The following is a 12,342-nucleotide window of genomic DNA, read 5'->3' on the forward strand; positions in this document are numbered from 1 at the left end:
GTTCAGGTGTCGTTAAGATGGTCGAGCACATCGAGCATCTCGACATGCCAATCGTCGTCGAAGCGAAGAATATGAACCGAGCCAAGCTCAACGACGGGCTCGCGGCGCGTGAGCTTTCGCACGATCGCGCGAATCACTCCGCGATGCGCCACCAAGAGCGCGACGCCATCGCGCGGTGTCCACGCAGCCAGCATGCGCTCCAGGCCGCGCTCGACGCGGTTGGTAAAGTCAGCGCGGCTCTCGCCCTCGGGATAAGTGTAGCCGGGCGCGAGTCGATCGATGTTCCATCGCGCGAACTCGTCGGGATAGCGAGCGCGAATCTCGTCCGCGGTGAGTCCTTCAAAGAGCCCGAAATGAACTTCTGCGAACTCATCGATCGTGACAAGCGGCGCCGAGTCACCCGCGACGATTCGAGCACCCTCGGATGCGCGCACCAGCGGGCTCGAAAAGACGCGGGCGAAGTTTACCCCGCCGTGATTAGTCTCGATCGCACGAGCCGCGCGACGCATCTGGTCGCGCCCGAATTCCGACAGCGCCACGTCGGTGCGGCCGTGATACCTGATGCTCGACTCGCCCTCGGTCTCGCCGTGGCGAACCAGGATCAACCGCGCGCCACGCGAATTCATTTGTCGTCGAACAGCGGATTCATCACGAGACCGGTGAGGAGCTTGGGATGGAAGTAGGTTGATTTCTCGGGCATCGTCGCGCCCGCGTTGCTGACGCGCTCGACATCGTCAATTGACGGCGGATTCATCAGGAATGCCCCGTCGGCATGCCCCTGCGCAACTGCGCCGAGCGCGCCGCCGATTTCGATCGTGTATTCGATATTTCCACCTTTGCGAATCTCGTCGGCGCGGAGCCCGAATATTCGATCGAACACGAGCGCGTGCAGAATCGATATGTCGAGGCGACGCACCTCGTCGGGCGTATTGGGCATCGCGTTTTCCATCTTGCCGGCGCTGCGCAATCGCAGAATCAGATAGTTGGGAGTTCCTTTCAGCGTTACGCCGATTGCGCCGGTGCCCGAATCGTTCAGGCGATCGCGAAATTCGTCGCGATGCGCGATTTCATCAACGTCGAACACCTCGCGCGCACGTTGCGTGAACGTCGCGATCGCGCTGGCGGGCAACGATTTCACCACTCGATGCGTCGGCAGGATCACGAGACCAGGATCGTCACATGCGACCAGCGTCATCATCGTGTAGTCATACGGCTCGGGCTCGCTCGACGGGTTCTCTTGCCGACGCGCGCGTCGATAGTTCAGCGCGGTTTCATACCGATGGTGTCCATCGGCGATCAAGATTCGCGGCGATTCAAGTTCGCGCTGTACGATCGCAATTTCGTCGGGAGCCTCGATCGGTCGCAGCTCGTTGCGGATTCCGAGGTCATCGACGAGGTCGATCAGCGGCTGGCGCGCGGCCACCTGCGCGCGCAGTCGATCGAGCTGGGGATGCGCGCCCGAATACAGCCCGAAGATCGAGCTCGTGTTGATCTGGAGCGCGGTGAGCAAGCGAAGACGGTCTTCTTTGGCGGCGGGAAAAGTTTTCTCATGAGGCAGGATGCGGCCGCGATCGAATTCCTCGAGCCGCACGCGCGCGATGTATCCCGTCCGATGCAGCAGCCGACCCTCGAGGTCAAAGGTTTGCGTGTACTGAAAAATAGCAGGACGCGCCGATCGCTCGAGTACGCCCCACGCGCGCCACTCCGCGAGCGTCTTCTCCGCTGCGACGTATCGGTCGGCCTCGCGCCCGAGTTCGAGGCGCACGACGTTGTACGGACTGCGCTCGTAGAGTTGATTCTGACGCGCGGCGCCGATGAGGTCGTACGGGGGAGCCACCACGCGCGATGGATCGCCGACAATTTTGTGATTGTACATCAGCGCGCGGAACGGCTCGATCCGTTTGCCGAGCCCGCTCATTTCAATGCGTCTCCCGCCAGCGCCATCGCGATCTGGCGTTCCGAAATCGCTCCCAATCTCACCATTTTCCATCCTGTCTGGTTTACCGCGACGACCGTGCTCGGTTCCGCCGCCGTCAATTTCCCACCTTCAAGGTATACTTTAACTTTTTCGCCGAGGCCCGAGCGCGCTTGCTCGAGCGTGCTTGCGGGTACGGCTCCGCTCAGATTTGCACTGGTCGCCGTAATCGGCCGGCCGATTCCTGCGCTGAGTGCGCGCGCGACCGGATTGGGAGATACGCGAACACCGACACCGTCGGAACCTGCCAGCTCCGGCGCGATGCTGTCGCGAGCGGGCAACACGAGTGTCAGCGGTCCCGGCCAGAATGCGTCGGCGAGTCTTCGCGCGTCGATCGGTATTTCGCGCGCAACCGAAAATGCCATCGCAGTGTCGGCTGCGATCAATCCAACCGGGCGTCCCGGTTCGCGCCCTTTCACTTGGAAGAGGCGTCGAAGGGCGATGGATGAAAATGCGTCGGCACCGATCGCATAGAAGGTCTCAGTCGGATAGACGACCAGCTCGCCGGCTTGCAGCGCCGCAATTCCGTCCTCGAGCCGAAACATCACGACGAGCCGAGAGCGCGGCGCGCGATATCGCGCCGGAAGTGGCGTCCCTCGAACTCGATCAGTTCCGCCGCCTCGTACGCCGCGTCGACCGCGGTAGCGAGTTCCGGCGCCATCGCAGTCACCGTCAGTACGCGCCCGCCGTCGGTCACGAGCTGCCCGTCGCGCATCGCGGTGCCCGAATGAAAAACCTTTGCGCGAATCTTTTTCATCGCCCATTTGATCTTGATGTCCGACGGGACGTTACCTTCGAGCCGGTCCAGCCCGCGAATCGCGATACCTTTTTTGTACTCGGCGGGATATCCGCCCGACGCGAGCACCACAGCGACTGCGCTTCGCGGCGAGAGCCTGATCGCAGCGTTGGCGACTTTGCCTTCAGCGGCAGCGAGCAGGTTCTCGGCAAGGTCGCTATCCAGCCGCATCATCAGAGCTTCGCATTCAGGATCGCCGAAGCGGACGTTGAACTCGAGCACGTTGATTCGATCGCCATCGATCATCAAGCCGACGAACAGCAGTCCGCGAAACGGAATCCCGCGCGCGTTCATCGCCGCCAGCGTGGGGCCGACGACCTCGCGCATCACGCGCGCTTCCATCTCGGGCCCGAATTGCGGCACCGGCGAATACGCGCCCATCCCGCCGGTATTGGGGCCGCGATCGCCGTCGAAGATAGCTTTGTGATCCTGGAACGTCCCGAGCGGGATCGCGTTTTCGCCGTCGCACAGCGCGAAGAACGAAACTTCCTCGCCGCGCAGGAACTCCTCGACAATCACGCGATTGCCGGCCGCGCCGAAAAGCTGCCGCTCCATCGCGTCTGCGATGGCTTCCAGAGCTGTCGTTATGTCGTGGCAGATGACGACGCCTTTTCCGAGTGCGAGGCCGTCTGCCTTTACGACCATCGAGCCGGTGCGCGCGTTGACGTAGCGGCGCGCGGCCTCTGCGTCGTCAAAAGCGGCGAAGTCAGCGGTTGGCACACCAGCTTCGCGCATGATCGTCTTTGCGAACGACTTGCTGGTTTCGAGCTGCGAGGCCGCCGCGGTCGGACCGAATATCTTCAGACCGGCGCGTGTGAACTCGTCGACGATTCCGGCGGCGAGCGGATCCTCGGGTCCGACGATTGTCAGATCGACTGACTTCGACTTCGCGAAATCTGCCAGCGCCGCGACGTCGGTCGGCGCGATCGGCACAGCTTCCGCGATCTGATCGATGCCCGGATTTCCGCTCGCGCAAAAGATCTTCCAGACGGTCTCGCTCTGATGGAGCCGCCAGACCAGCGCATGCTCGCGGCCGCCTTTTCCTATGACCAGTACTTTCATCGCGCGAAGTGCCTAATGCCTGAAGTGGCGCACCCCCGTAAAAACCATCGCAAGCCCGAACTTGTCGGCAGCCTCGATCACTTTGTCGTCGCGCAACGAGCCACCCGGCTGTGCAATCGCAGTCGCGCCCGCCTCGGCCGCGAGCGTCGGGCCGTCGGGAAACGGAAACAACGCCTCCGACACCAGCACGGAACCCTGGAGCGCGACTTTGAGCCGCGCTGCTTTCTCGCGCGCCGCGTACACCGGATCGATTCGCGAAGTGGCGCCGCCACCGACCGCCAGCGTGCGATCTTCCGCGACGAACGCGATCGCATTGGACTTGACGTGCTTGCAGACCTTGATGCCGAAGGTCATGGCGCGAATCTCGGCGTCGGTCGGCGCTCGACGCGTCACGACCTTGCCTTTGTGAGGATCCTCGATGGTCAGATCCGGGGTCTGCACCAGCAGTCCGCCGAGTACCTTTTTGAGGTCGGGCTCGTTGCGATCGACCGCCTTCGAATTGAATGTCATGACGCGCCGATTTTTATTCTTGCGCAGGAACGCGATCACATCGTCAGGATACGAGGGACCGATCAGCACCTCGGTAAACAATTCATCTACGGCGCGCGCGAACTCCATGTCCCACGGGCGATTGGTGATGATGATACCGCCGAAAGGAGAGTCCGGATCGGTCGCGAACGCCTTGTCCCATGCCTCTTTCAGCGTATCGGCGATGCCGACTCCGCAGGGAGTGTTGTGCTTCAATATCGCGACGACCGCGCGCCGCTCGTCCTGAAATTCGAGCATCAGGTTCATCGCCGAGCTGATGTCGACGACGTTGTTGAACGAGAGTTCCTTGCCGTGAAGCTGATGCGCGATCTCGAGGAAGTGGCCGTAGAGTGCGCCCGTCTGATGTGGATTCTCGCCGTAGCGCAGCGCCTGTTCACGCTCGAGCGAAAGATTGAAGGTCTCGCCGAGCGAAGACTCATCGGCGTCGCCGCTGTGTGTGCCGAGATAGTTCGAGATCGCGGCGTCGTACGCAGTGACGCGCGCGAACGCCTTGCGCGCGAGGCGCCATCGCGTGTCGGCGCTTATCGCACCATGGTTTGCGTCGAGTTCGGCGGCGATCGCATCGTAGTCAGCAGCGTCGACGAGCACCGCGACATCGTCGTGATTTTTTGCCGCTGCACGGACCAGCGTGGGACCGCCGATGTCGATATTTTCGATCGCGTCCGCAAGCCGGGCGTGAGATGCCGCCACAGTTTTCTCGAATGGATAGAAATTCACGACCACCATATCGATCGGCTCGATATTATGCTGACGCATCTCGCGCTGATGATTCTCGTCGGCGCGCCGCGCGAGGATTCCACCGTGAATCTTCGGATGCAGCGTCTTGACGCGACCGTCGAGCATCTCGGGCAAGCCGGTAAAATTCTCGACGGTTCTGACTTTCACTCCCGCCTTTTCCAGAGCCGCGGCCGTGCCTCCGGTAGATACTATTTCAACCCCGTGCCGCTCGAGGGCGGTGGCAAAGGCCGCGAGACCCGCCTTGTCCGAGACGCCCAGCAGCGCGCGCCTGATCACGACCCTTTGACTCTTCATCGTCAGCTAGCTCCGAATCACACGCGGCACTCGTTTGCCGACCGTGCACAGCATCTCGTAAGAAATTGTCTGCGCCAGGCGCGCGACGTCGTTGACGCTGATGACCTCGCCGCCGGATTCGCCCCACAAGATTACCTCATCGCCGACCGACGCGCCCGCAATGTCGGTGACGTCGATCGTCGTCAGATCCATTGAGACCGCGCCGATGACAGGCGCGCGCGCGCCGCGCACGATCACTTCGCCGCCGTGTTGCAGACCTCTGCGGTAGCCGTCGGCGTAACCAACCGGCAGCACTCCGATCAAGCTCTCGCGCGGCGCGACGAATGTATGCCCATAGCCGACGCCGCTGCCGGCGGGCGCGCGCTTGACTTGCATCAGCCGCGTCTTGAAGGTCATGACCGGTTGCAGGTCGACGCGCTCGCGCACGGCAGTGACGGGCGGCAGCCCGTAGATCGCCAGCCCGGGGCGAGCCAGGTTGAAGTGCGAATCGTAACGCAGCACGAGCGCCGCCGAATTTGCGACGTGGATCACCGAGGGCCTCATCCCGGCCGCTTTCAGCGTCTCGATTGCCTTGTTAAAGACGGCGAGTTGCGCGTCGGTGATGGGACTCTTCGGATCGCCGGCGTTGGCGAGCAGGGTGCACACGCCCTCGAGGCGTATTGCCGACGCGCTCCGCACGGCCTCGATCACGTCGGGAAGATCCGCGGGCATCACGCCCAGCCGGGTCGCGCCGCTGTCGATTTTTAGGTGAATCGGAAAATCGGCTCGGCCGGCCGACGCGGCCGCGCGGTCGAGCAGCCCGATCATCGGCGCGTCGAAAACGAACGGCGTCAGATCGAGGGCAACGATCTCACCTGTCTGTTCGGCAAAGAAACCCGCCTGCAGATACACGCGCGTGCGAACGCCTGCGTCGCGCAACTCGCGTGCCTCGTCGAGCGTGGCCACTCCGAAATGACGGCAACCTTCATCGATCAAGGTGCGTGCGACCGTCACCGCGCCATGGCCGTAAGCGTCGGCCTTGACCACGACCATCAATTCGCCGTGCGATGCCACCGCACGCAGCGCGCGAAAGTTCGAGCGCAGTGCGCTGAGATCGATCTCGGCGACGGTCGGGCGTTGCGTTTCGATTGCCATGGATCGCTGAATTTCCATCTTAGCGCGCGAGGACGCAAGCCGTCAGGTTCTTGCCCCTGTGGATGCGTTCGCCGCGGCCGCTCCCATCAACTTTGCGAGAATGCAATTATCGCCCGAGATGAACACTGCCATCGTGACGGGCGCTAACACGGGCTTGGGCTTTGAGTGCGCCCGAGCGCTCGCCGAGACCGGCTACTGGCACGTCGTCGTCGCTGGTCGCAGCGCCGAAAAAGGTCGCGAGGCGGTCAAGCGAATCGTCGCGCAGACAGGGCAGAAAGAAATCGAAGCCAAAGAAATCGAAGCAATGACGCTGGACCTCGCTTCGCTCGAGTCAGTGCGAAACTTCGCGCGCGACTACGCGGCTGAGCGGCGTCCGCCGCTGCGCGCGATCGTATGCAATGCGGCGACGCAAATCGTGACCGGCAGAACCTTCACCGAGGATGGCTTCGAGACGACCTTCGCCGTTAATCATCTTGGGCATTTTCTGCTGGTGAACCTGATGCTTGCGCAGATGTCGCCGTCGGCGCGCATCGTCGTCGTCAGCAGCGGCACGCACGATCCGGCGCAGACGACCGGGATGCCAGCACCGCTCTACCGACGCGCGCGAATTCTTGCGCGTCCGGATGAAGATTCAAAGCCGCTCCACGATCCCCAGGGGACAGCGGGCCGGCGCGCATACACTACGTCGAAGCTGTGCAATGTTCTGTTCACCTACGAACTCGAGCGCAGGTTGCGCGCCGAAAAAGCAGCCGGACAAAATGGCGCTTCGATTACCGTCAACGCGTTCGACCCGGGGCTGATGCCGGGGACTGGGCTGGCGCGCGACTATGGCAGGATTGCACGATTCGCGTGGCGATTCGTGCTGCCGGTGCTGCGCCCGTTTGTGCCGAATGTGAACAGCGTCGCGCGATCGGGGCGTTCGCTTGCGAGCATGGTCACCGATCCAAGATTCGAGCGCATCTCGGGAAAATACTTCCAGGGCGCGCGCGACGTGCCGTCGTCCAAGGACTCATACGATCCTGCGATGGCGGCGGAGTTGTGGGAGTCGAGCGCCGCGATGGTCAAGCTGACGCCCGATGAGACGATTCTACGGCTGAGATCGACTCCCTCGGCAGCGTAACCGGTGCCGCGGAATACATATCCAGTAGTATTCTCAGTTGATTATATTTTACTCGGGTTGACACTAGTAAATTACTAGTTCAAGCTAGAGAAAGCCGGAATCGATATAAGAGTCGAGTCTCGGCTTGATCCAGCCTGACAGTGGCCCTTTGCTCGCCTTTGACCACGTTCCGCTAGACCAACGTCATTAGTACGATCGCAAGGCTTGAGGAGGCCGCATGGCAGAACCTCGTCGCCAATCCCTCAGAATCGATCTATCGGCTGCGTCGGAAAAATTGAGTTTGATCGCCGGATTGAGCGCTGGCCTCGGGTACTCGATCTTTGCCAGCTTTGTCGCTAACGCACTCACCCCCGTCACGGGACACCTCGTTGAGACGGACTCCTTCCACCGCCTGGCGTCTGGGCACTACCTGGAAGTTTTCAACCTAGACGGCGCCGTTCCTACTGTTGTCGCGTCGCTCATAGTTTTCGTTCTGGTTTGGTGGTCGATGCGCGTGATTCTCGAACACTGGAATCGCGAAAACTGGGGACGCATCGGCGCAGTCGATCGTAGCTTATCAAGCGGACCGATGCTCATACAGGTGACCGTCGCGCCTCCGGTATCTGTAGTGAATAAGTAATCTGTAACTATATCGAAATCTCAGTTCACTGAAAGGAGAATGACTAATGAATGGAACAACTGACAAAATTAAGGGACGCGTCGAAGAAGCGGCCGGCGTATTGACTAATGACAAGAAACTGAAGAATCGCGGAAAGGTGGATCAGGCCGTCGGCAACGTCAAGGATGCAATCGCAAAGACGATTGACAAGGCGGTATCGGCGGTCAATCGCGACAAGCGCTAGAGCTTTCCCCGCGACAAGCGCTAGAACGTTCCCAAGGCTCGAAAACGCAAGCGTTCTTTGCTTTCGCAGCGCGACGGCAAATGGTAAGAGTGCGATATTGCTTGTGGGTGGGAATGAGAGCAGACGGAAGAGAGACACTCTGATTTAGCCGGAGAAGAATTATGGAGCGCAAGCTACGCACTACCTTTGTTACGGCCGCGTCCGGACTGTTATTACTGGTAGTAGGACTTTCGGGATGCTCGATGTTCTCAACGTCGAACGATCCAGTCGATTGTAACATCGTGAAAACGCAGAGAGCGGCGGGACAGACCGACGCGCAGATCGCATCTAACTTGAATGCGACGGAAGATAAGGTCGCCGCCTGCAGCAGCGGCTCGGAGCACGACACTAACAAGCAGACCGTCGTTCCCGAAAAGGGATACTAGGCGGAAGCATAGTCTGAACTTCACGCGCCCGGGATGATCCGCGGCGAGTGGAGGATTTACCAAAACCGCCGGCTCCGTGCGATACTCGCCGCCGAGGGATGAAATCATGAGCAGCGAATATCGCATTCACGGCATCGAGCTCTCGCCGTACTCTGTAAAAGTCCGATCGTACTTCCGCTATAAAGGGATTCCCCATCGATGGATACCGCGGAGTCTCGACGCCGACGGCGAGTATCAGAAATACTCGAAGCTCCCGCTGGTGCCGCTGGTCGTCACGCCCGAGAACCAAGGCATCCAGGATTCCACACCGATCATCGAGCGGGTCGAAGCAGGTCATCCTGAGCCTTCGATTCATCCAGTCGATCCGGTAACAAAATTCATTTCGGCCTTGATAGAAGAGTTCGGCGATGAATGGGGGAACAAGTGGATGTTTCATTACCGATGGGCGCGCGAGGCCGATATTCTTTCGGCCGCTGGGCGTATCGCGCGCTCGATGATGCCCGCAGTCGATGAGACTCAGCTCGCCAACGGAATCGCGATGGTCCGCGAGCGAATGGTCCCGCGGGTTTCTTTCGTCGGTTCGAATCCCGTGACTGCGCCGCAGATCGAGGACTCATTCCGCGATACGCTCGCGATTCTCGAACCTCACTTCGCCACGCGCAACTATCTGTTCGGCAATCGTCCAGCTTTCGGCGACTTCGCGATGTGGGGACAGCTCTACAACGCATGGACCGATCCGACTCCCGGCGCGATTATCAATGCGACCACACCAAATACGCTCGCATGGATCCATCGCATGCTCTGGCCCAGGGCCGACGGTGACTTCGAGCCGTGGTCGAGCCTCGCACCGACTTTGACGCCATTGCTCCAGCGTCAGGTTGGCAGACTGTTCATGCCGTGGACGGTGGCCAATGCGGCTGCGATAGCGAAAGGCAGCGACGAGTTCAGCGTCGAGCTTGGCAGCCGCACCTGGACTCAGAAGCCGCAGAAGTATCACGCCAAATCGCTGATAGCTTTGCGCGAAAAATATCAAGCCGTTGGCGATAAGAGCGCTCTGGATCCGATTCTGGATGCGTCCGGTTGCCTGGCAGGATTACGCGGCTAAGGATCGAGCCCGGCACCGTTACGATGTTAGTGAAGCCTTCCAGGCAGTTGGTTATCTCGTTCGCGACAGTGGTCCTGCTTTGCCTGGGCGTGACCTTCGCAGCGCCAGGTCCTATATCGTCCGATGAGGCAACGTTGGAGCGCAACTTTGACGCGCTCATTCATCCGGACGAGATGCGCGACTGGATGAAGCTGCTCGCCGCTCAGCCGAACCACGTCAGCTCTCCTCACGACAAGTCCAATGCCGACCAGATCCTTGCATGGTTCAAGGACTGGGGCTGGGATGCACACATCGAAACTTTCTGGGTGCTATATCCCAAGCCCATAAGCGAGACCCTCGAGCTAGTGGGCCCTCAGAAGTTCAGCGCCACGCTTCAAGAGCCACCGATCCCCGGCGATTCCAGTGCCACTGCGACTGATCCTGCGCTTCCCGCCTATGCCGCCTACCAGAGCGACGGCGATGTCACTGCTGAGCTGGTCTACGTCAATTTTGGGATGCTCGACGATTACAAGATGCTCCAGCGGCTGGGTGTAAGTGTCAAAGGCAAGATCGTAATTGCGCGCTACGGTGGCGGCTGGCGTGGGTTGAAGCCCAAGCTGGCGTACGATCATGGCGCGATAGGTTGCATCATCTACTCGGACCCTGCGCAAGACGGTTATTCCATCGAGGAGACTTATCCCAACGGTCCTATGCGCCCGCCTCACGGTGTGCAGCGCGGATCGGTGCTCGATATGGGTCTCTATCCCGGCGATCCACTAACGCCAGGCATAGGTGCGACCAAGGACGCAAAGCGCCTTGAGAGGTCCGACGCGCCGACCATCATGAAGATTCCCACAATACCGATCTCCTATGCCGACGCACAGGTCTTCCTCGCAGCACTTACCGGTCCTGTTGTTCCGCAAAACTGGCGCGGCGCGCTGCCGATCACCTATCGAGTAGGACCCGGTCCTGCGCTAGTCCACCTGGCAATAAAGTCCGACTGGCAGCAACAGCCGATCTATGACGTGATCGCGACGATGAAAGGCTCGACCTGGCCGGACCAGTGGGTCGTTCGCGGCAATCATCACGACGGCTGGGTATTCGGAGCTACCGACCCGTTGTCGGGTCAGGTCGCGCTGCTTGCAGAGGCTAAGGCCTTTGGCGGTCTCGCGAAGCATGGTTGGCAGCCCAAGCGGACAATCGTTTATACAAGTTGGGACGCCGAAGAGCCGATGCTCCTGGGATCGACTGAATGGGCCGAGCAGCATGCGGACGAACTCAAGAAAAAAGTAGTCTTATATATTAACTCGGACTCCAACGAACGCGGCTTCCTAGGTGTAGGCGGCAGCCACGACTTCCAGCATCTGATGAACGAAGTAGCAGCGGACGTAATCGATCCTGAGACCGGCGTGTCGATAGGCACTCGCGAACGCGCGAAGATGCGCATAGCAGCGCTCGCACCTACTGCCACCGAGCATGCCAGGGCCGAAGCAAAGATCGCGGCGGACCCCGACAAGGACTTTCCTATTGAGGCGCTTGGGTCGGGCTCTGACTTTTCAGCTTTCATCGATCACTTGGGCATACCTGTGCTGGACGTGGGTTTCTATGAAGAAGGACACTCAGGAGGCGTATATCACTCTCGTTACGACACCTTCGAGCATCACAGCCGGTTTGTCGATCCGGGTTTTGTATATGATGCATTATTGGCGAAGACAGTCGGTCGAATAGTCTTGCGCGCGGCCGATTCGGACCTTCCACTCCAAAACGCGAGCGGTTTTGCAAACGCGGTCTCGGACTATCTCGATCAGGTGAAGAAGCTGGTTGACGACGAGCGCGAGGAAGCCGAGACCCAAGCAAGACTGCTGCATGATCGCGCGTTCCAGCTAGCAGCCGACCCAACCAAGCCAAGCGGCTTGCCCACGGCGCTCGATCGCGTTCCGCATCTCGAGTTTGCAGCCTTAGAGGACGCGGTCGATCGCCTAGAGCGGAGCGCCAAGTCCTATGACGACGCGCTGGCAAAGAACGGCTCACACCTATCCAGCTCTCAGATAGCACAGGTACAAGTCCTGATGTTGAACATCGACCAAACCTTAGCACCCGAGAATGTAGGACTGCCTGGAAGGGATTGGTATAAGAACCTGGTTTACGCTCCGGGGCGCTACACGGGCTACGAAGGCAAAACCCTCCCCGGCGTCCGTGAAGCAATCGAAGACCGCCGTTGGTCCGACGCCAATCGTTACGCCAAGCTGACTGCACAGGCCCTAAACGCGTACAGCGACCGCCTGAACGCCGCAACAGCCGTCCTCAACGGCGGCTGAGGGTT

The 12,342-nt window shown here is 60.4% G+C and carries 12 protein-coding genes; 6 read left to right on the plus strand and 6 right to left on the minus strand.

All coding sequences use genetic code 11. The features are described 5' to 3' along the window. Positions 1 to 2: 2 nt before the first annotated feature. Genes WB650_RS15055 through alr form a run of 6 tightly spaced genes read right to left on the minus strand, consistent with a single transcriptional unit; the run spans position 3 to position 6,548 of the window. The gene (locus WB650_RS15055) at positions 3 to 626 is read right to left on the minus strand and encodes a histidine phosphatase family protein (RefSeq protein WP_422303431.1); all 624 of its coding nucleotides are present in this window, start codon (positions 624 to 626) and stop codon (positions 3 to 5) included. Continuing rightward, positions 623 to 1,918, minus strand: a complete 1,296-nt coding sequence (locus WB650_RS15060; protein ID WP_422303432.1) for a DUF1015 domain-containing protein — start codon at positions 1,916 to 1,918, stop codon at positions 623 to 625. Before WB650_RS15060 ends, WB650_RS15055 begins: the two co-directional genes overlap by 4 nt. Further along, positions 1,915 to 2,520 carry an L-threonylcarbamoyladenylate synthase gene (locus tag WB650_RS15065; protein ID WP_422303433.1) on the minus strand — a complete coding sequence of 202 codons (606 nt, stop codon included), beginning with the start codon at positions 2,518 to 2,520 and terminating at the stop codon, positions 1,915 to 1,917. Before WB650_RS15065 ends, WB650_RS15060 begins: the two co-directional genes overlap by 4 nt. Continuing rightward, a complete protein-coding gene (gene purD, locus WB650_RS15070; protein ID WP_422303434.1) occupies positions 2,520 to 3,833 on the minus strand; it encodes a phosphoribosylamine--glycine ligase in 1,314 nt (437 codons plus the stop codon). The genes WB650_RS15065 and purD overlap by 1 nt, the downstream gene beginning before the upstream one ends. A 12-nt stretch (positions 3,834 to 3,845) precedes the next feature. After that, entirely contained in the window at positions 3,846 to 5,414 is a 1,569-nt protein-coding gene (gene purH, locus WB650_RS15075; RefSeq protein WP_422303435.1) for a bifunctional phosphoribosylaminoimidazolecarboxamide formyltransferase/IMP cyclohydrolase, read from the minus strand. Positions 5,415 to 5,420: 6 nt separating this feature from the next. Continuing rightward, a complete protein-coding gene (gene alr / locus WB650_RS15080; RefSeq protein WP_422303436.1) occupies positions 5,421 to 6,548 on the minus strand; it encodes an alanine racemase in 1,128 nt (375 codons plus the stop codon). Between the two features lie 118 nt (positions 6,549 to 6,666). Here alr and WB650_RS15085 point away from each other — a divergent pair, with 118 nt between their 5' ends. From WB650_RS15085 to WB650_RS15110, 6 genes are all read left to right on the plus strand, one after another. After that, positions 6,667 to 7,668 (plus strand): SDR family NAD(P)-dependent oxidoreductase, encoded by a 1,002-nt coding sequence (locus WB650_RS15085; protein ID WP_423961043.1) that lies wholly within the window; start codon positions 6,667 to 6,669, stop codon positions 7,666 to 7,668. Positions 7,669 to 7,885: 217 nt separating this feature from the next. Further along, positions 7,886 to 8,287 (plus strand): hypothetical protein, encoded by a 402-nt coding sequence (locus WB650_RS15090; protein WP_422303438.1) that lies wholly within the window; start codon positions 7,886 to 7,888, stop codon positions 8,285 to 8,287. A 46-nt stretch (positions 8,288 to 8,333) separates the two neighbouring features. Continuing rightward, positions 8,334 to 8,510, plus strand: coding sequence for a CsbD family protein (locus tag WB650_RS15095; protein WP_422303439.1), 177 nt, complete (start codon positions 8,334 to 8,336; stop codon positions 8,508 to 8,510). Positions 8,511 to 8,671: 161 nt separating this feature from the next. Further along, the gene (locus tag WB650_RS15100) at positions 8,672 to 8,935 is read left to right on the plus strand and encodes a hypothetical protein (protein WP_422303440.1); all 264 of its coding nucleotides are present in this window, start codon (positions 8,672 to 8,674) and stop codon (positions 8,933 to 8,935) included. Positions 8,936 to 9,041: 106 nt separating this feature from the next. Continuing rightward, on the plus strand, positions 9,042 to 10,040 hold the full coding sequence (locus WB650_RS15105) for a glutathione S-transferase family protein (protein ID WP_422303441.1): 999 nt from the start codon (positions 9,042 to 9,044) through the stop codon (positions 10,038 to 10,040). Beyond that, positions 10,016 to 12,337 (plus strand): transferrin receptor-like dimerization domain-containing protein, encoded by a 2,322-nt coding sequence (locus tag WB650_RS15110; RefSeq protein WP_422303442.1) that lies wholly within the window; start codon positions 10,016 to 10,018, stop codon positions 12,335 to 12,337. The genes WB650_RS15105 and WB650_RS15110 overlap by 25 nt, the downstream gene beginning before the upstream one ends. Positions 12,338 to 12,342 lie beyond the last annotated feature (5 nt).

The sequence above is a fragment of the Binatus sp. (SeqCode) genome, from assembly GCF_049584895.1.
In the GTDB taxonomy this organism is placed as follows: domain Bacteria; phylum Desulfobacterota; class Binatia; order Binatales; family Binataceae; genus Binatus.

Excerpts from the sequence above, each read along its gene's own strand:
- WB650_RS15085 (WP_423961043.1), top strand. The coding sequence starts at position 6,667 with ATGAACACTGCCATCGTGACGGGCGCTAACACGGGCTTGGGCTTTGAG.
- WB650_RS15065 (WP_422303433.1), bottom strand. The coding sequence starts at position 2,520 with ATGTTTCGGCTCGAGGACGGAATTGCGGCGCTGCAAGCCGGCGAGCTG.
- alr (WP_422303436.1), bottom strand. The coding sequence starts at position 6,548 with ATGGCAATCGAAACGCAACGCCCGACCGTCGCCGAGATCGATCTCAGC.
- purH (WP_422303435.1), bottom strand. The coding sequence starts at position 5,414 with ATGAAGAGTCAAAGGGTCGTGATCAGGCGCGCGCTGCTGGGCGTCTCG.
- WB650_RS15105 (WP_422303441.1), top strand. The coding sequence starts at position 9,042 with ATGAGCAGCGAATATCGCATTCACGGCATCGAGCTCTCGCCGTACTCT.
- purD (WP_422303434.1), bottom strand. The coding sequence starts at position 3,833 with ATGAAAGTACTGGTCATAGGAAAAGGCGGCCGCGAGCATGCGCTGGTC.
- WB650_RS15060 (WP_422303432.1), bottom strand. The coding sequence starts at position 1,918 with ATGAGCGGGCTCGGCAAACGGATCGAGCCGTTCCGCGCGCTGATGTAC.
- WB650_RS15090 (WP_422303438.1), top strand. The coding sequence starts at position 7,886 with ATGGCAGAACCTCGTCGCCAATCCCTCAGAATCGATCTATCGGCTGCG.
- WB650_RS15055 (WP_422303431.1), bottom strand. The coding sequence starts at position 626 with ATGAATTCGCGTGGCGCGCGGTTGATCCTGGTTCGCCACGGCGAGACC.
- WB650_RS15100 (WP_422303440.1), top strand. The coding sequence starts at position 8,672 with ATGGAGCGCAAGCTACGCACTACCTTTGTTACGGCCGCGTCCGGACTG.
- WB650_RS15095 (WP_422303439.1), top strand. The coding sequence starts at position 8,334 with ATGAATGGAACAACTGACAAAATTAAGGGACGCGTCGAAGAAGCGGCC.